At 67.0% G+C, this 18,101-nt stretch carries 14 protein-coding genes and 1 pseudogene; 4 read left to right on the top strand and 11 right to left on the bottom strand.

What is annotated here, in order from left to right; all coding sequences use genetic code 11:
• Positions 1–130 precede the first annotated feature (130 nt).
• From K3U93_RS11970 to K3U93_RS11960, 3 genes and pseudogenes are all read right to left on the bottom strand, one after another.
• Positions 131–1,361, bottom strand: a pseudogene (locus K3U93_RS11970) (FAD-dependent oxidoreductase).
• Positions 1,362–1,457: 96 nt separating this feature from the next.
• The gene (locus K3U93_RS11965) at positions 1,458–3,059 is read right to left on the bottom strand and encodes a purine-cytosine permease family protein (protein WP_083009809.1); all 1,602 of its coding nucleotides are present in this window, start codon (positions 3,057–3,059) and stop codon (positions 1,458–1,460) included.
• Between the two features lie 100 nt (positions 3,060–3,159).
• Positions 3,160–4,767, bottom strand: a complete 1,608-nt coding sequence (locus K3U93_RS11960; RefSeq protein ID WP_083009810.1) for an arylsulfatase — start codon at positions 4,765–4,767, stop codon at positions 3,160–3,162.
• Positions 4,768–4,928: 161 nt separating this feature from the next.
• On the opposite strand from K3U93_RS11960, the gene K3U93_RS11955 reads away from it, so the two are divergent.
• Positions 4,929–5,957 carry an NAD(P)H-dependent flavin oxidoreductase gene (locus K3U93_RS11955; protein WP_083009730.1) on the top strand — a complete coding sequence of 343 codons (1,029 nt, stop codon included), beginning with the start codon at positions 4,929–4,931 and terminating at the stop codon, positions 5,955–5,957.
• On the opposite strand, the gene K3U93_RS11950 is transcribed toward K3U93_RS11955, so the two are convergent.
• The 3 genes from K3U93_RS11950 to K3U93_RS11940 all read right to left on the bottom strand — a co-directional run bounded on the left by K3U93_RS11950 (position 5,885) and on the right by K3U93_RS11940 (position 7,516).
• Positions 5,885–6,517, bottom strand: coding sequence for an alpha/beta fold hydrolase (locus tag K3U93_RS11950; protein ID WP_230981642.1), 633 nt, complete (start codon positions 6,515–6,517; stop codon positions 5,885–5,887). The genes K3U93_RS11955 and K3U93_RS11950 overlap by 73 nt on opposite strands.
• A 425-nt stretch (positions 6,518–6,942) precedes the next feature.
• A complete protein-coding gene (locus tag K3U93_RS11945; RefSeq protein ID WP_217808407.1) occupies positions 6,943–7,212 on the bottom strand; it encodes a DUF6247 family protein in 270 nt (89 codons plus the stop codon).
• 112 nt (positions 7,213–7,324) lie between these two features.
• Positions 7,325–7,516, bottom strand: coding sequence for a hypothetical protein (locus K3U93_RS11940; RefSeq protein WP_139796788.1), 192 nt, complete (start codon positions 7,514–7,516; stop codon positions 7,325–7,327).
• A gap of 352 nt (positions 7,517–7,868) precedes the next feature.
• Between K3U93_RS11940 and tnpA the strand changes: the two genes are divergently transcribed.
• Both tnpA and K3U93_RS11930 read left to right on the top strand, forming a co-directional pair.
• Positions 7,869–8,282 (top strand): IS200/IS605 family transposase, encoded by a 414-nt coding sequence (gene tnpA, locus K3U93_RS11935; RefSeq protein WP_083009812.1) that lies wholly within the window; start codon positions 7,869–7,871, stop codon positions 8,280–8,282.
• Positions 8,283–8,284: 2 nt separating this feature from the next.
• Positions 8,285–9,514, top strand: a complete 1,230-nt coding sequence (locus tag K3U93_RS11930) for an RNA-guided endonuclease InsQ/TnpB family protein (RefSeq protein ID WP_217808408.1) — start codon at positions 8,285–8,287, stop codon at positions 9,512–9,514.
• Positions 9,515–9,740: 226 nt separating this feature from the next.
• On the opposite strand, the gene K3U93_RS11925 is transcribed toward K3U93_RS11930, so the two are convergent.
• From K3U93_RS11925 to K3U93_RS11915, 3 genes are all read right to left on the bottom strand, one after another.
• Positions 9,741–11,009 (bottom strand): amidohydrolase family protein, encoded by a 1,269-nt coding sequence (locus tag K3U93_RS11925; protein WP_083009731.1) that lies wholly within the window; start codon positions 11,007–11,009, stop codon positions 9,741–9,743.
• A 111-nt stretch (positions 11,010–11,120) separates the two neighbouring features.
• Positions 11,121–11,894: a class II aldolase/adducin family protein gene (locus K3U93_RS11920; RefSeq protein ID WP_083009732.1), complete on the bottom strand. Its 774-nt coding sequence runs from the start codon at positions 11,892–11,894 to the stop codon at positions 11,121–11,123.
• Positions 11,881–13,515, bottom strand: coding sequence for a class I adenylate-forming enzyme family protein (locus K3U93_RS11915; protein WP_083009733.1), 1,635 nt, complete (start codon positions 13,513–13,515; stop codon positions 11,881–11,883). The genes K3U93_RS11920 and K3U93_RS11915 overlap by 14 nt, the downstream gene beginning before the upstream one ends.
• A gap of 548 nt (positions 13,516–14,063) precedes the next feature.
• On the opposite strand from K3U93_RS11915, the gene K3U93_RS11910 reads away from it, so the two are divergent.
• Positions 14,064–14,909, top strand: a complete 846-nt coding sequence (locus tag K3U93_RS11910) for a DMT family transporter (protein ID WP_083009734.1) — start codon at positions 14,064–14,066, stop codon at positions 14,907–14,909.
• Between the two features lies 1 nt (position 14,910).
• Here the strand turns inward: K3U93_RS11910 and fadD1 are convergent, their stop codons facing one another.
• A complete protein-coding gene (gene fadD1 / locus K3U93_RS11905) occupies positions 14,911–16,500 on the bottom strand; it encodes a fatty-acid--CoA ligase FadD1 (protein WP_083009735.1) in 1,590 nt (529 codons plus the stop codon).
• Positions 16,497–18,101, bottom strand: coding sequence for a flavin-containing monooxygenase (locus tag K3U93_RS11900; RefSeq protein ID WP_420915415.1), 1,605 nt, complete (start codon positions 18,099–18,101; stop codon positions 16,497–16,499). The genes fadD1 and K3U93_RS11900 overlap by 4 nt, the downstream gene beginning before the upstream one ends.

Below are 18,101 nucleotides of genomic sequence, written 5' to 3'. Positions count from 1 at the left end.
ACTCGCTGCGGGTCGCCCGGCGCCATGTCACGGCGGTCGCGTGTGCGTACCGGGCGGAAAAACCGCCGAAATCCCGCCGCCACAGCACACCGAAAGCCGTGAGCGCACACTCGATTGATCTAGTCGCGGCTTAGGCGCCGCGACGCGCGAACGCGGGAGCGTGCTCGGGCCGGACCCCGACACCGACAAAGTAAGCGGGCACGATCGACAGCCACGGCAGCCGCCGGACCACGCCCAGCAGGGCCGTCGGCGGTGTGGGGTCCTGGCCGCGAAGGAGCCGGCCGAGCAGCGCTCGGTGCAACGCCCGCTGGACGGCTTGGGTCACCGCGGTGGGAAACAGGCGGCGGCGCCGGACCGCCGCCAGGTCGCGGCCGGTGACCCGGTGTTGCAGCAGCGGTTCGGCCAACAGAGTCGCGGCCGCAACCGCATCCTGCACCGCCAGGTTGATGCCGACGCCGCCCAGCGGAGACATCGCGTGCGCGGCATCGCCGATACACAGCAGCCCCTCGGTGTGCCAACGACGCAGCCGATTAACCCGGACGTCCAGGTGCTTGACGTCATCCATGGACGTCAACGCCGCCACCGACCCGGGCATGTCGGGCAGTAACGCGCCGACGTCGCGACGGAACGCCTCGATGCCTCGCGCGCGCAACTGGGCGTCGGTGCCCTTGGGGCCGAGGTAGGCGATCTGGAAATAGCCTCTCCGGGGAATCACGGCGAGCGCCTTGCCGGGGCCGACCCGAGGCAGGAAGGAGAATTCGGTGTCTTCCTCGTGCGGCAGCCTGAACCACCACACGTCGAACTTCACCGGGTATTCGCGCGCCTTCAGCCTGGCCTCGTGACGGGCGATCGACCAGCGGCCGTCGCACGCCACGGTCAACTTGGCCCGCAGTTCACCGGGGCCCTCGGGTCCGCGGTAGCGCACTCCGGCGACCCTGCCGGCCTCCCGCAGGAGGGCCGGTGACCTCGGTGTTCATCCGCAATGTGAAGCTCGGCTCGGTTTGGGCCGCATCGGCGAGCAGGTTGAGCAAGTCCCACTGCGGCACCATCGCGACAAAGGGGTGAGGTTGGCCGAAAGACCCGAGCCGCTCGAAGTCGACGTAGGTCACCGAGCGCCCGTTCGATTCGAATTTCGCCTTGCGGACCTCGGTGAAGGGCAAGGCCGCGAAGCGATCCCACAGGCCCAGCTCATCGAGCAGCCGCATCGTGGTCGGATGCACGGTGTCGCCGCGGAAGTCGCGCAGGAAGTCGCCGTGCTTCTCCAGCAGGGTGACCTCTACACCCGCCCGGGCCAGGAGAAGCCCGAGGACCATCCCGGCCGGGCCGCCGCCGACAATCGCGCAGGTGGTTGTCTCGACCATCGGCGCTTAAGCATACGGGGCGGTCGACAAGGCGCCGGGCATGGCCCGCGCTATGCGTGAAATCGCTTCCAGCGCAAGGATTTGGCACCGAGACGTCTAGGCGTGGATCCGAAGCACATGGTCGGCCAGCCTGTCGGTGGACACACACAGCGAGCAGACGTGCGCGTCGTGGGTTTCGCAGGCCAGCATGTCGGGCCGCTCGTAATCGTGATGGCAGACATGGCACTTCAACTGCGCGGCCGATGGGTTGCCGTGTTCGTCGTACATGGGCAGATCGATGCCGTCGTGCGTGCGTTGCAGGTAGTACCTGCCCTTGGTGGCGATCGCCAGGATGGGCGGCATCACCGACGCGATGACGATCGCCACCAGCGGCGAATAGGGCCGCAGCGCCGCGCCCAGACCGCCGAAGAACGCGACGACTGACAGCCCCGCGGCCAAAAGCAGCGACCCGAAGCCAACCGGGTTGACGGCATACAACATGCCGCGGCGGAACTCGGGCTTCTTCGGTGACAGCTTCAGCAGGTACTTGTTGACGACGATGTCCGACGCCACCGCCACCACCCACGCCATGCCGCAGTTGGCGTAGAACCCGAGGATGGTGTTCAGAAAGTCGAACATGTCGGCTTCCATCAGGATCAGCGCGATCACCAGGTTTACGCCCAGGAACACCACGCGTCCGGGGTAATGCTTGGTGACGCGAGTGAACGAATTGGTCCACGCCAGTGAGCCCGAATAGGCGTTCGTCACGTTGATCTTTATCTGGCTGATCACCACCAGAATCACGGCGAGTGTAAGGGCGAGCCAACCCGGCATGAAGTTGCGGTATATCAGCAAGAATTGGTGCACCGGCTGGTTGGCGATCGGCGTGGAGCCCGCAACGTTGGAAATCAGATAGACGGCGAGGAACAAGCCGATGATCTGTTTGATCGCCCCGAAGGCGACCCAGCCCGGTCCGGCCAGCAGCATCCAGGTCCACCAGCTTCGGGCGTTCGCCGGCGTCCGGGGCGGCATAAAGCGCAAATAGTCAATCTGTTCGGCGATTTGGGCGATCAGCGACAGGCACACCCCGGCCGCCAACAATGTTGAGCCAATGTTCACCGCGCCGTTACCCGCGCGGCCGCCGTATCCGAAGAACTGGCCAATCGAGTGCGGGTGGCTGACCAGCAGGTAGATGAACGGGATCACCATCAGGATCAGCCATAGCGGCGTCGTCCAAACTTGCAGCCGCGAAAGGACTTTCATGCCGTAGATCACCAGCGGGAAGATCAGCAGCGTCGAGCAGGCATAACCCAACCACAGCGGCACGTGCAGGCCCAGCTTGAGGCCCTGGGCCATGATGGAACCCTCGAGCGCGAAAAAGATGAACGTGAACGTCGCGAAGATCACGTTGGTGACCACCGAGCCGTAGTACCCGAAACCGCTGCCGCGGGTGATGAGGTCCAGGTCGATGTTGTACCGCGCCGCGTAATAGGCCAGCGGCAACCCGGTCATGAAGATCACCACGGCGAAGATCGCGATGCCGCACAAGGCATTTCCGGTGCCGTAGGAGATGCCGATGTTGGCGCCGATCGCGAAGTCGGCGAGATATGCGATGCCGCCGAGAGCCGAGATTCCCACCACCGCCGTGGACCACCTTCGGTAGCTGCGTGGCGCGAAACGCAGCGTGTAGTCCTCGAGCGTCTCCCTGGCCGTTGTCATCGTGTCGAGGTCGACCTCGAGATTGGCCGGGGCTACCCTCCGCGTCGCAAACACGAGCAGAACATAGCCGACGTTTCTTGCCGTTTCCTGGGAGCGGGTTTTACGTCTGGAGGTCGGCATCGAACACTGACACGGGCTCCAGGAGCACGCCGGTTTCCCCGACGTAGCGGTCCCACAGCGCCAGCAGCTCGGCCAGCTTGTCGGGGCGCGAGCCGGCCAGGTCGTCGATCTCGCCCGGGTCAATGGAGAGGTCGTAGAGCTGCCAGGTGCCCGGACCGTAGGGCGCGGGCAGGTAGACCGCCTTCCAGTCGCCCTGACGAATCGCCCTGCGGCCGAACAACTCCCAGCCCGTGCCGGTCTCGGCGTCGTGTACCGCGTCGCTGTCGCCCGACAGGTACTCCACCAGGGAGCGGCCGCGCAGGGGTTCGACGCCGCGGCCGCGGTAGGCGGTGCCGGGATGTGCGACGCCGGCGAGCTCCAGCACGGTGGGGGCGACGTCCATGACGGTGGTGAACGCCGCGCCGATCTCGCCCTGCCGGGCGAAGCCCGGCCAGGTGAGGAAGCCCACCACCCGGATTCCGCCTTCGGTGGTGAACGCCTTGTGCAGGCGCGACGGCGCCGTGGCGGCCTGCGCCCAGCGTGGGCCGTACCAGATGAACGAGGTGGGGCGGCCGAGGTTGTCGAGGCTGTTGTCGCAGTATTGTTCGATCTGCGCGACGATTTGGGCGCCGCGGAGCGGCATCGCCTCGACCATCGCGCCCTCGGCGCCGTTGTCGGACAGGAAGATGACGACCGTGTCGTCCAGCTCGCCGGTGTCGGCCAGGTAGTCGATCACCCGGCCGATGTTGTAGTCCATCCGGTCGACCATCCCGGCGTAGACCTCCATGCTGCGGGCCGACACCGCGCGCTGTTCGTCGGTCATGTCGGCCCACTCCGGGGCGCCGTCGGCCACGACCGGGTGCGCCACGACGTCGGGCGGGCACAGGCCGAGCCGCTTGAGCGCCGCCAGCCGCTCCTCGCGCAAGGCGTCCGGCCCGGCGTCGTAGCGGCCGCGGTACTTTGCCATGGATTCGTCGGGCGCCTGCAGCGGCCAGTGCGGCGCCTGAAAGGGCAGATAGGCGAAGAACGGCCGGTCGTCATCCGGGGAGCGTTCGCGGAGGTAGCGCAGCAGCGTGTCGGCGTAGGAGTCGGATGAGTAGAAGTCGTCGCCGACCGTGACGAACCGGTCGTCTTCGGTGTAAAGCGTTGGCACGGGCGAAAACCCGCCGCCTGCCGCGCCGCCGTAGTGGCTGGCGCCGGCGGGCAGCAGGGCGAACGAGCGCTCGAAGCCGCGGGCCCATGGGGATGTCTCGATGGTGGCACCCAGGTGCCATTTGCCCGACATCAGCGTCAGGTAACCGGCGTCGCGCAGCAGCTCGGGCAGCGCGACGACGCGGTCGTTGAGGTAGCCCTCGTAGCCGGGCGCGCCCCGGAACCCGGGGGCCGCCACCTCGAGCATCGTGCCGATGCCGGCGATGTGGTGGTCGGTTCCGGTCAACAGCATCGCGCGGGTGGGCGAGCAGGCCGGGGCGGAGTGGAAATCGGTGAACCGGATCCCGGCGTAGGCGAGCCGGTCGAGGTTGGGCGTGTCGATTTCACCGCCGAACGCGCCGATGTCGGAGAACCCGAGGTCGTCCGCCACGATCACCAGGAAGTTGGGTCGCTTCACGCTGAAACATCCTGTCAGGTCCGGCACCACCCTCCGGCGAGCGGGCGTGTTTGCACGCCGACACGCCGCCGGGCGTGGCATTCTGCGCACGCTCGCCGGCGACTGACCGCGCGGACGCCGATATTGTCGAGACGACGCGTGAGCACGGAAGGGGCACCGAGATGCTGGCACGGTTTGGGATGTCCATTCCCCTGGTCGCCGCCCCCATGTCGGGCGGCCCCACCACCCCCGCGATGGTGTCGGCCGCGGCCCGGGCGGGCGGCCTGGGCGTGCTGGCGGCCGGCTACAAGACCGTGGAGGCGGTCGAGGCCGAGATCACGAGCGTTCGGGCCGAGGGAATCCCGTTCGGCGTCAACGTGTTTGCGCCCAACCCGCTGCCGGTCGACCCCGACAGCTACCGGACCTACGCCGCCGCCATTCAGAGGGAGGCCGACCAGTTCGGCCTAACCCTGCCCGCCGAGCCGATCGAGGACGACGACGGGTTCGACGAGAAGATCGCGCTGTTGCTCGACGACCCGGTCCCGATGGTGTCGTTCACCTTCGGCATACCGCCGCGCCGCGTGATCGCCGCGCTGCGACAGGCCAATAGCGTTGTGGTGCAAACGGTGACAACGGCCGACGAGGCGGTGCAAGCCCATGACGCCGGCGTCGACATGCTCGCCGTGCAGGCGGTGGCCGCCGGCGGGCATTCCGGCACGCTCACGCCGCTGCGACCATTGACGCCGGTCCCGATCGCCGAGCTCGTCCAACGGATCGTCGCGACGGTGCCGCTGCCGGTGATCGCCACGGGCGGTCTCGCCACCCCCGCGGCCGTGGCCGAGGTAATCCGCGCGGGCGCCGCGGCGGCCGCGGTCGGAACGGTTCTGCTGCGTGCCACCGAAAGCGGCGCCTCGGCCACCCACCAGGCGGCCCTGACCGATCCCGCCCGCACCGAGACGGTGCTCACCCGGGCCTTCACCGGCCGCCCGGCCCGCGGCCTGCGCAACGCGTTCATCGACGCCCACGAGGCCGAGGCCCCGCTGGGTTATCCGGCGCTCCACCACCTGACCAGCCCGCTGCGCAAAGCCGCCGCCGCGGCGAGCAAACCCGACTATGTCCATCTGTGGGCCGGCACCGGTTATCGGCACGCCACCGCCGAGCCCGCGGCCGACATTCTGCGGCGGCTGGCTTCCGAAGCAGAGATTTCGTAGGGCATCTCCAAGCGAATGCCCATGCTGTCCGCACACGAATCGGGCCCCTTCTTGCGGAAGGGGGCCGATTGCCGTTGGCAGGTCACCGGCTCGCATCGGCGAGGCCTTGCGCGTCCACCGGACGATCGGCGGCGGGACGGCCCAGGTATGCCAGCGCCGTCATACCGCCCATCGAGTGTCCCGGCCAGGGTGAGGGGCTCGGTGACGCGTAGCGCGGTGAGGACATCGGCGAGATCGGCGGCCAGCCGGTCGATCCGGTAGGTGTGCATGTCGGCGCCGGTCGAACGGCCATGGCCGCGGTGATCATAGGTGATGATTCGCACGCTGTTGCCCCATCGGCGCACCAGGTGACGGATCTGCAGTGCCCAGCTCGACTGCGTCAGGCAAAGACCGTGCAGCAGAACGACGGTGTGCTCCCTGGCACCGGCAGAGGCGTAGTCGCGCACGCTGTCACTCGTGATGACGGTGCGCTCGACATAGCCATCACGCCTTGCGTCCAAGCGCCGCGGAAGCGCAGCGGTGGCGTTTGTTCCCGTCGTCAGTTCTGGATGAGTGAACACGGTGGGCTCCTCGTGGGTGCCGATGTCGAGGGGGTCCCGACACCTCGGTGGACTCGAAGCTACGGATCGACAGCGGCCGTGACGCGCTTGTGCGCAATAGCCACGCAACAAGCGATTTTGAGCTTTTGCGCATTGTGCTCAGCGGCGGTCGCGGGCGGGTTTGTTGCGTGTGGAGGTGGTCGAACTGACCGAAGCTGCCGGACACGATCCGGTCCTCCACCCGGAACGAAGAACGCGAAACATCATGCGATGCAACATCGTTCGGTGCCACACATCGGGCAAACCCAGTATCGCTTAGTGTTTCGAGACCGTTATCCGGTCCAGGGGATGTTTCAGGAGTTCGGCGTTGTCATCGATTCGGAAAGATAGGAGGCCGTGCTCGCCGAACTGATCCTGTGCTCGTCCGATGAGCATCGGCCGGTAGCTCACCGTTTATCGTCCCACCACGGCAGCGGAACAAGGTCTTCAGGGCGGGCGTCGCGGGCGGCCTGTGCGGCGGCGCCGAAACCAGGGTCGGTGTAGGTGGTGGCGCGGAGCCGCCAGCGGTGCAGCAGGGCGCGCAGCTCGGGCCACTGCCCGACTTCGCGGGCAGCGTCGAGTCCGGCCCGGTATTCGGCGAGGAACTGCTCGTGCCAGCGGTCTGGTAATAGCGCCAGGGTTTGCGTGGGGTCGTCGGGGTCCGATTCTGCGATCACGTCACACACTCTTCTTGGCTTTGCCGAGGTCGGTGATGGTGTAGTTGCCGACGTCGTGCATGCGACGCAGCTCCGTCTGTTGCTTGGTCGATGGTTTGGGTTGGCGGGTCAGCTACCGCTCCTCGATGTGAACAATCACGGGGCCATCATCTTCGAGTTGCCAGTAGATACGCAGCAGCGGGTGACGGCGCGGCGGCGCGGCGGCGATCCATACTGTTGGTTCATCTTCTACCGACTCGAAACGCGATTGCCGCGCGTCGGACGAATCGGGATCGTCTTCGATTAATTCGGGAGCGTTCCTCAAGAGCTTTTTCGAGTTCCCTATCGCGGCGGTCGCGAAGTTCGTTGTACTTCGCCCACGCGACGTCGTCCCAGTTGAGCACGCTTTATCGTGCGACGTCCTCTAGGCGCTTTTTGCGGTTTTTTCGCGGCGAGGCCGGCGCTCCCGTGGCTTCGCCTCGCCGTTCCGAATGCGCTCACGAGCGGCCAAAACCGCAGCTAGAACCTGATCCTTCGCAGCAGTCATCGCAAGCAGGATACCTGACCGAAACTTTCTTCGGCGCAAGTCCTCGACTTCAGTCGGGGGGTAGCCGATCCCGTTTTGTGGTCCGCGTAGCGGACCGTTGTTGTCGTGGGTGTGGTTTATCGTGAGGTTCATGTGGTACCGGTCGACAGGTACGTCGGTGTTTTCGGTGAAGTACCACGTGATTTGGTGCCCGAAGTGCCGTCGTGATGTGTTGGGTGGGCCGATCCAGACGCGGTTGAAGCAGATCATCGGTGAGGTGGTCGCCGAGTTCGGTGGGATGGTGATCGAGGTCGAGACGATGCCCGATCGTGTGCGTCTGCTCGTGGAGCTGCCGCCGCAGGTGGCGGTGTCCAAACTCGTCCAGGTTCTGAAGGGGCGCTCGTCGCGGCGTCTTCGGTGGGAGTTCGCGTATCTGGCGCGGATGAAGTGTTTATGGTCGCCGTCTTGGTTCGTCTGCACTGTCGGTGGCGCACCGCTGGAAGTGGTCAGGCGGTATGTGGAGAACCAGAAAGTCGCCGCTGCGCGCCAGGGGAAGGCGGCGTAGCGGTGGCGCACCGGTACCGGTTGTATCCCACCAGTGAGCAAGCGGCGTTCATGCTGGGCAGGCACTGTGCTGATGCTCGTTATGTGTGGAATCTTGCTGTGGAGCAGTTCAATTGGGGTCGGTCGGGCCGATCGGCGCCGGGACCTGCTGCCCGGCAAAAACAACTCGCCCAGGCCCGGCAAGCGTTCGAATGGCTGGCGGCCGGATCGTCGTCGGTGCAGCAGCAAGCGTTGCGGGACTTCGACCGCGCCGCGGCGGCGTACTTCGTCGGCACCCACCGGCGGCCGACATGGCGGCGCAAGTTTGTCGACGAGGGATTCTGTATCCGTGATAGCCGCGTAGAGAGCGTCAACCGTAAGTGGGCGCAAGTGTTTATACCCAAGCTCGGCCTGGTGAAGTTCCGGCTGTCCCGCCCGCTGCCGGCCGGGAAGCTCGGGATGGCCCGGATCACGTGTAGGGCGCACCGCTGGCATGTGGCGTTCCCTGCCCCGCAACCGTCGGTCACTGCCGCACCGGGCAGAGAGGGGCGGGCGGTCGGTATCGACCGGGGAGTGAAGACCACGCTTGCGTTGTCGGACGGCACGATGCTGCGGGCACCGATCATGCGCCGCGGCGAGCAGAAGAAACTCGCCCGGCTGCAGCGTCAGCTTGCCCGCTGCCGCAAAGGCAGTATCCGCCGCGACAAGGTGAAAGCGCAGATCGCGCGCCTGCATGCCAGGGTGGCTGATCGGCGTCGCGATTGGGTCGAGAAAACCACCACACGGATCACTGCCGGCTATGGGGTGGTGGCCGTGGAGAAACTCGCGACCCGCAACATGGTGCGGGCACCGAAACCCAAACCCGACCCCGACAACGCGGGGCACTACCTGCCCAACGGGAAAGCCGCGAAAGCCGGGTTGAACCGGGGTATCTACGCGAACTGCTGGGGTGTGATCGCCCAGCGCTTGGAACATAAAACGTCCGCGTCCGGCACCGCCCTCGTGGAGGTGCCGGCCGCGTACAGCAGTCTGGAATGCCGCAACTGTGGCCACAGCGTGAAGGAAAACCGTAAGAGCCAAACGGAATTCCGTTGCGCGCAATGTGGCCACGAAGACCACGCGGACATCCAGGCAGCCAACACCATCCTCGCCCGGGCCACCCGGCCCGCGCTCACCTCCGGACCGGAGGCAACACCCGTCACCGCGGGTGTGCTCGCGCAAGCGAGAAGACCCGATGACGCGCAAGCGGCATAGGGAATCCCGCGATCTTCAGTCGCGGGAGAAGGTCAAAACCACAGCCCGACGTGATCATCAGCGTGCCTCACTGAATTTGACCGCGTCGCGGGTGGTCGTGCCTCACTTATTTTGAGCGCATGGCCGGAAGGCTTGCCCGAAGTGGAAGGCAAGATCGACATGGCCACGAGACGGCAGGTAACCAACATGCCCCGAATCAGCAACGCGGAAATCCGCGCTAACGCCGTCAGAATGCGTCGGGATTCCGCTGCACGTCGACAGGCACTGGATGCCGGTACAGGCGGGAGGCGTTCTCCCAGCTGAACTTACGAATCACGTCCGGCGGCAGGTCGCCGATCTGTTCGTGGATCGTTTGTTGGGTGTGCGGCCAGGTGGAGTCGCAGTGCGGGTAGTCGGCCTCCAACATGATGTTGTCGACACCGATCCGGTCACGCTGCACGAACGACGACTTGTCCTCCACCGCGCAGAACCAGAAGTTGCGAGTGAAAACCTCGGCCGGAGTCAAGCTTTCGCCCAGCGCCCGCCAGGTGCCATACATCGCGTGATAGCTCAGCATGTGGTCCAGGCGGTCCAGCAGCCCGGCGACCCAGCCGATTCCGCCTTCGGACAAACAGATTTTCAGAGTGGGGAACCTGCTGGGCAGGCCGGAGTACAGCCAGTCGACCGCCGCCGAAATGGCATAGGCGAAGAACAGCACCCCCTGCACGTCCGGCGGCGCATCGTCGGTGGTGGACGGCGAGGAACCGGACGATCCGATGTGCAGGTTCACGACGGTGTCCGTCTCGGCGCAGGCCGCCATCATCGGATCCCAGTGGCCCGAGTGGATGCTCGGCAACCCGAGCATCGCCGGGTTCTCGCTGAACGTGACGGCGTGGAACCCGCGCTCGGCGTTCTCGTAGATCATCTTGGCGCCGAGCTCGGGGTCCAGCAGCCACGGCAATTGGCACGGGATGATGCGTTCGGGATAGGAGCCCGTCCACACCTCGAGGTGCCAGTCGTTCCACGCGCGCACCGAGGCCAGCGCCAGGTCCCGATCGCTGGTCACCTGTTGCAGCCGCTGGCCGGCGAAGCCCGGCAGGAACGACGGGAAGTTGAGCGAGGCGTAGATGCCGTTGAGGTCCATGTCCCTGACGCGCTCGTGGATATCCCATGCGCCCCTGCGCATTTCGTCGAATCGGACCGGCTCGAAGCCGTACTCCGCCACCGGGCGCCCGACGACGGCGTTGAACCCGACGTTGGGCAGCTCCTGGCCGTCGTAGACCCACGCCTGTCCCCCGCCGTCGGTCTCCACGACCTGGGGTGCGCGGTCGGCGAACTTGCGCGGCACGCGTCCGGCGAAGGTATCCGGCGGTTCGACGATGTGATCGTCCACCGAGATCACCGTGTAGCGGCGCGACGCCCGGGGCGGATCCGGGAGGAACGTGACCGAGCGCTGCTCGCCGGTCTTCGCCGTGGTGAAATTCAGGTTAGCGGCCAGCTCGTCGATCGATTTCACTCGTCAACCTCCTTGCGGGAGCATCCAGTGTGCAACGTCGGCTTTCGGTGTGCGTCCAGGGCGGGAATCGGGGGCCGGATTGCGCCCTGGACGCACACCCGACGACCAGGCTCAGGTGAGCACATCGGGATCGGCCTTGATGGTCATCCGCGCCGCCCCCGCCCAATAGACGTCGGCGGCCCGTTCGATGAGCGAGCGTTGCATGCCCGCCATGTCCGACCAATTCATCCGCACCGGCTCCTTGCCGGTCAGCATGACGTCGTAGGCCAGCTTGCATACCCGTTCGATCGATGCCGCCCGGTAAACGGCCTCGGGCAGGTTGCGCCCCGTTGTGATGACGCCGTGGTTGGCCAGGATCGTGAGGTTGGCGCCACCGATGCGGGCCGCGAGATCCGCTGCGCGAGCGGGGGTGTCGACCTCGCCGTCGTAGGTGTCGATCAGACACAGGTCATCGAGGTACAGCGAACCGGTTTGGTGGACCAGTTGCGGCAGCCTGCCCAACGCGGCGAGCACGCACACGTAGTAGGGGTGGTTGTGAATGACCACCCGGGCGTCATCGCGGACGCGGTGCAGTTCCGTGTGGATGTGGATCGCCGGGGTGACATCCCAGCGGCCACGGACCACCCGCGCGTCGCCGTCCACCGCGCAGATGTCCGAGGCGGTGAGCTCCTGCCACCACAGCCCCCACGGATTGACGAACATGTCGGTGTGGCCCTCGAGCTGCCAGGTGATGTGTCCGGCCATGTTCTCCGCAAACCCAATGGCGGCAAGGTGGCGGAAGGCCACCGCCAGGGCCTGCTCGTTGGACAGCTCGACTCCGATCGGGGGCACCACCGACGGCGCCCAGACTTCCAGGCCTCCTCGCCGTGGGTCAGGAGCGTTCATGATCGGCCTCCATCCTGATTCGAATATCCTCGCGGAGCTGGCCTTTGGCGATCTTGCCTCCGGACGATCGGGGAAGTTCGTCGACCACGACGAGTCGTTCGGGCAGCAGTTCCTTGGAGACGCCCAGCGCCAGCAGATGCTCGACGAGCCCGGGCAGGTCGATAGTGGCAGAGTCGGCGAGTTCGGTGTAGACGCACGCCTTTTCGCCGAACACCGGGTCGGGCATCGCGACCGCCGCCGCGACCGCGATAGCGGGGTGCGTGGTGACGGCGTCCTCGACCTGGGTCGCGCTGATGTTCTTGCCGCCGCGCAGGATGAAGTCGGACGTTCGGCCGGTGACGGTCAGGTAGCCGTCCGCGTCGATCTCGCAGATGTCGCCCATGCGCATCCACCCGTCGGGGGTGAACAGCCTGTCGTGGTCGGTGCCGCCGAGGTAGCCGAGGCTGGTCGCCGGTCCCCGGCATGCCGGCTGCCCGCGCCCGGTCCCGGTGACGTCCCGATCCCCGTCGAAGAGCCGAACCGCCATCTCGGGGACGATGCGGCCGCAGGTGCGGAGCCGGTGTTGGCGCGAGTCATTGACCGTCGTCGCGCTCAGCATCCCGGTCTCGTTCGAACCGTAGAACTGCAGGATCGTCGCGCCGGTAAGTTCCTCGAACTCCGCGGCGGGCCGGTACGGCAACGCCTCGCCGCCGGCGAAAACGACACGCAGCGAGCTCAAGTCATGATTTCGGCAAGCCGGGTCGGCCATCAGCATGGTCAATTGCGTGCTGACACAGCACAACACGGTCACTTTATGACGGGCGATCGCCGCGCAGGCCGCGCTCGGGGTGAACCGCGAAAGGAGCACCGCCGTGGCCCCGAGGTAGATCGGCGTGGTGTGGCTGGTCCATATTCCGAAACCGAAAGGGGTGGGGATGACGGGCAAGAAGGTGTCGTCGGGCGTCAGCAACCCGTTGGCGACGGCCTTCCAATGGAAGTAATGCCACCGGTTCTGGGTGTGCACGACGCACTTGGGCAGCCCGGTGGTCCCGGAGGTGGAGTTGATGAGAAAGACGTCGTCGGGGCCCAATTGCGGGCCCACGCGGGATTCGATCCCGACAACCCTTGGCTGCACGCGGACGTTCAGGCTCAGCGCGCCGGCATCATCGGCCAAGACCAGCGTGGGCACGAGGGATTCGCCGGCCACGGCCGTGGCGGCGCCGCTGCGCGGTGGATCGCTGATCAGGATCTTCGGCCGCGCGTTACGCAGCAGCGCGGCGACCTCGCGGGTTCCGGCACGCGCGCCGATGCCAACCACGACGGCGCCGCAGCGTTCGATTGCCACGAACAGCACGTGGATGGCGGCGGAGTCGCCGTGCCACACCCCAACTCGATCACCGCGCATGACGCCGGCGCCGGCCAGCCGCTCGGCCAGAATGCTTGCCGTGGAGTCGAATTCACGCCAGGTCAGCGAGATGCCGGGATCGTCGACATAGGCGGCACGGTCCGGCGAGCGCTCGGCGTTGCGGCGCACCGCGTCCGACAGCGTCGAGTCGGACCACCAGCCGGCGGCACGAAACCGGGCCGAGTCCTCGTCGGTGAATGCCGGCGAGCCCACGGCATCCAGCCCACCGGCGCTCATTCCCAAATGATAGGGAAGCCGCGCGCCGTTCGGTCAGGGACGTTCGGCCGCGGACGCCCCTAAGGGTGCTGCGGCGCGGGAGTGTTGTGTCGGTTGGCGTCCGTGGTGCGCGGGCGAACGCGCGACCAAGGACAGGTGACGCGCGGAATGCAGCCGCAGTTGAGGCCGGCAATGCAGGCGCCCCCGCCCGCGGGCTGGACCGATAAAGCGCCTCCCCCGGTGACGACCCCCGGCGGGGGCGCCACGCTGGACGAGGAGCTCATTGTGCTGGTCAGCGGCACGTCGGCGCCGGCCACACCCAACCCGAACGCAAAAACAAAAGCGGCGCCACCGCACAATGCGGCCGCCGTTCTGACCTTGCGATTCGTCACGATTCCCAACTGTAGTTCTCCTTCGCGCGACGCGCACCGCGACACCGAACGCCACGGCCTTTGTCTGAAAAACGTTATGGGGAGCGCTTTGGTTCGGCCCGACGACAGCCGGGCGGCAGGTCCCTTCGTGTACGCCCTGCCGCCTTGGGCAACCCCGGGGCCTGGCAGAGTCGGTCTGTGCTGATTGGCTTGCTCCTCGCCCTGGGTTGCTCGGTGTGCTACGGCACGGCGACGGTGTTACAGGCCGTGGCGACGCGATCGGTGAAGGCCAGCACCGCCTCCGGTGTCGATGCTGTGCTGCTGTTGCGCGCCGCCCGCCAATGGCGCTATATCGCTGGCATGGGTCTCGACGGCCTCGGATTTCTGCTGCAAGTGATGGCGCTGCGCCTGGTGCCGATCTATATCGTCGCCGCGGCGCTGGCCGCCTCGATCGCGGTCACCGGCATCGTGTCCGTGTGGGTGCTCTCAGCGCGGCTTTCTTCGGCCGAGTGGACGGCCGTGGCGGTGGTCTGCGTCAGCCTCGCCGTGCTGGCCTGCGCCGCGGGACCCGGGCACTTCCGGCGTGCCCCGGCGGGACTCGGCTGGGCGCTGATCGGCGTCGTGGCGGCGATATTCATTGCCGGTGCCACGGCGGGCCGGTTGAGAGACCGCGAGCGCGCGCTCGCCCTCGGTTTCGGTGCCGGAAGCGGCTTCGGTGTCGTAGAAATCGGTGTGCGCCTGGTCGACGTGTTCAACCCCACCAAGGGCGCCTTCTACACCAATCCAGCGCTTTACGCCGTGGCCGGGGGCGGGGCGGTGGGCTTCCTATTGCTCACCTCCGCTCTGCAACGCGGGTCCGTGACCACGACGGTAGCCGCCATGGTGGTCGGTGAGACGATCGCGCCGACGCTTGTGGGAGTGGCGTGGCTGGGTGACCGGGCACGTGACGGCCTCGGCTGGGTCGTGATCGTGGGATTCGCCGTAGCGGTGTCCGCGACGCTGATGCTGGCCCGGTTCGGCGGGGCGCCGGCCGAATCGGCGTGACTCACGACGAAGCTTCGACCGCGACGCTATAGGTCGTGCCGCGCGCTTCGCGCACCCATAGCGCCCCGCCCTGCGCGCTGATGCCGGCGGCGATCAGCTCGCGCTTGAGGATCTTGTTGGTGGCCGTCGCCGGCAGGTTAGCGTTGATGCGCACATAGCGCGGCCACGCCTTCGGTGACAAGTCGGGTTGTGAGGCCAGGAACTTCTCGAAATCATCTGGCTCCAAATGTGTTCCAGCGCGGAGCACGAGGGCCGCCATCACCTGGTCGCCGACTCGTTCGTCGGGCACGGCATAGACGGCGACCTGGCTGACCTGCGGCAGCCGTTCCAGGATCCGCTCGATCGGTGCCGCCGCCAGGTTTTCGCCGTCGACTCGCATCCAGTCCGCTGTGCGCCCAGCGAGATAGATCCAGCCATCGGCGTCGCGGTAGGCCAGGTCGCCGGACCAGTACATGCCGTGCCGCATGCGCTCGGCCGTCGCGGACGGATCGTTGTAGTAGCCGGTGAACGGCCCCGCTCCCTGGGTGTTGACGAGTTCGCCAACCGCTTCGTCGAAATTGGTCAGGGCGCCGTGTTCGTCGAACCGCGCGACCGCGCATTCCGTCCGGGTCGTCGGATGGTAAATGCTCACACCGGGATAGGGCTTGCCGATCGAGCCGGGCGGGGCGCCGTCCTCGCGAACCACGATCACCGCGAACTCGCTGGACCCGAAGCTGTCGACCACTCGGCATCCGAAACGCCTTGAGAATTCGGCGATGTCGCGATCGGTTGCCTCGTTGCCGAACGCCACCCGCAGGGTGGTGTCGGCGTCCTCGGGACGTTCGGGCGTGGCAAGGAGCAACGCGAGGGGCTTGCCGACGTAGTTCAGGTACGTCACGTGGTAGCGCCGCACGTCCTCGATGAAGCGTGACGGCGAGAATTTGGCCGGGACCATCGTGGCGCCGCTGCCGATGGCGACCGCCCATCCGGCGGCGATGCCGTTGGAGTGAAACAGCGGCATCGCCAGGTAGCAGACGTCATCGGCGGTGACGTCGTACTGAAAGATCAGGCTGGCCCCGCACATGATCGCCATCCCGTGCGCGAATCGCACGGCCTTGGGATCGCCGCTGGTGCCGGAGGTGAAGATCATCATCAGGGTGTCGGCGGCGGTGACCTCGCGGTGGGGAACCAGTGATGGTGCCGCGGCCACCGCGTCGGCGTACCGGGTCGCGTTCACGTCGAGAACCCGAATCCCCTTGAGGTCCAAGCCGTCCAGTAACCCCAGGTGCTCGCCGTCGACGAGAAGGATTTGGCAGTCGGATCGCCGGATGTCGGCGAGCAACCCGGTGCCCCGCCGCGTGGTGTTGATGCCGCACAACACATAGCCGCCCAGCGCGGCGGCCGCCATGGCGCGCAGCACCGCCGGGGAGTTGGCGAGCAGGGCGCCGACATGCAGCGGGCGCGTCGGGTCGGCGAGGGCGATCAGCGCGGCCGCCTCGGCCTCGGCCTCGGCCAGGTGTTGCCGCCAGGTCCAGGTCCGCTCGCCGTGGGCGATCGCGGGGGTGTCGTCGTGCCTGCGCTGCCGCAGCAGCTGCTGCACCGTCTCGGTCATCGAGTTGTCAGCACCAGCCCGGCATAGTTCCGCTCGGCGACGGCGTCGCAGTGGCGCCGGTAGGTGCCGAATCCCCCGGCGTAGGGCATGAAGACCCGTTTCTTGCCTTCGATATTGGCGCCCAGGTACCACGACGATGTCGCTTTCGGGAACAGGGTTTGCTCGACGGCCTTCGCGACATGGTCGGTCCAGGCGTCGGCGGCGTCCCGGCGCGGTTCGACCTCGGTCACCCCGAGGCGGCGGGCCGTCAGGACCAGCTCGATGACCCAGTCGACCTGAACCTCGGCGTGCAGCACCATGTTGGCCAGCACCGACGGGCTGCCGGGTCCGCTGATGGTGAACAGGTTCGGCAGGCCCGGAACCAGCAGACCGAGAAACGTCACCGGGCCGTCGGCCCAGATGTCGCGCAGCCGCACTCCCCCGGGCCCGCGCGGGTCGATGCGAGTCAGCGCGCCGGTCAGCGCGTCGAAGCCGGTGGCGAAGATCAGCACATCACAGGGATACGTGGCGTCGCCGGTTCGCACTCCGTGGGCGGTGATCGTGTCGATGGGCTCGCGGCGCAGGTTCACCAGCCGGACATTGTCGCGGTTGAACGTCGCGTAGTAACCGGCGTCGGTGCAGATCCGCTTCGTTCCGATCGGGTGATCGACCGGGATGAGATCGGCGGCGACGACGGGGTCGCGGACGATCTCCCGGATCCGCTCCTCGGCGAACTTTCGGGCGATGTCGTTGGCCGCCAGGTCAGCGTTCTGATCGGGAAAGGTCTTGGCGAACAGCACCCCGCCCTCGCGCCAGCGCAGCCACAGGGCGTCAACGCGCTCGTGCGGTTCGGTGTCGAGCGCCTTCTTGTGATAGGTGCCGTGCGGCGTGCCCGACGGCGCGTACGCCGACTTCCGGCGGCGCTCCGGGTAGTCCTCCCTGATCCGTTGCCACTCCTGCGGCGACCATGGGCGGTTGGGCATCGGGATGCTGTAATTTGGCGATCGCTGGAATACCACGAGCCGGTCGGCCCGTTCGGCGATGATCGGAACCGCTTGAATGCCAGACGAACCCGTGCCGATCAGGCCCACCCTCTTGCCGCGCAGATCGGGATCCTCGCGCGGCCACGCGGCGGTGAAGTACACGTCGCCGGCGAAATCGTCGACGCCGCGGATGTCGGGGCGGTTCACCGCCGACAGGCAGCCCGTGGCGCACACCAGGAACTGGGCGGCGTACGTCTCACCGCCCGCGGAAACGGCACGGGTGCGGACGTGCCAGCGCCCTCGATCGAAGGTGGCGCCGGTGACGTCGACACCGAACCGGTAGTGGCGGCGCAGATCGAAGCGTTCGGCGACGTGGCGCAGGTAGGCCAGGATCTCCGGTTGCGCGGCGAAGCGTTCGCTCCACGTCCAGCTCTGTTGGAGTTCTTCGTCGAATGAGTAGGAATAGTCGACGCTTTCGACGTCGCACCGGGCACCCGGATACCGGTTCCAGTACCAGGTGCCGCCCACATCGGGAGCCGCCTCGATGCCGATCACCGACAGGCCCGCCGATGCGGCCCGGCGCACGGCGTAGAGCCCGGCGAAGCCCGCGCCGATGACGATGACGTCGGTCGAGGACAT

Source organism: Mycobacterium malmoense, from assembly GCF_019645855.1.
Classification (GTDB): domain Bacteria; phylum Actinomycetota; class Actinomycetes; order Mycobacteriales; family Mycobacteriaceae; genus Mycobacterium; species Mycobacterium malmoense.
Note: the sequence above shows the minus strand (reverse complement) of the source record. Positions and strands in the feature narration are given on the sequence as shown.

What these genes read in the sequence shown, in the direction of transcription:
- K3U93_RS11965 (WP_083009809.1), bottom strand. Translation starts at nt 3,059, where the DNA reads ATGACAACGGCCAGGGAGACGCTCGAGGACTACACGCTGCGTTTCGCG.
- K3U93_RS11955 (WP_083009730.1), top strand. Translation starts at nt 4,929, where the DNA reads ATGCTGGCACGGTTTGGGATGTCCATTCCCCTGGTCGCCGCCCCCATG.
- tnpA (WP_083009812.1), top strand. Translation starts at nt 7,869, where the DNA reads ATGTGGTACCGGTCGACAGGTACGTCGGTGTTTTCGGTGAAGTACCAC.
- K3U93_RS11920 (WP_083009732.1), bottom strand. Translation starts at nt 11,894, where the DNA reads ATGAACGCTCCTGACCCACGGCGAGGAGGCCTGGAAGTCTGGGCGCCG.
- K3U93_RS11915 (WP_083009733.1), bottom strand. Translation starts at nt 13,515, where the DNA reads ATGAGCGCCGGTGGGCTGGATGCCGTGGGCTCGCCGGCATTCACCGAC.
- fadD1 (WP_083009735.1), bottom strand. Translation starts at nt 16,500, where the DNA reads ATGACCGAGACGGTGCAGCAGCTGCTGCGGCAGCGCAGGCACGACGAC.
- K3U93_RS11900 (WP_420915415.1), bottom strand. Translation starts at nt 18,101, where the DNA reads ATGTCCTCGACCGACGTCATCGTCATCGGCGCGGGCTTCGCCGGGCTC.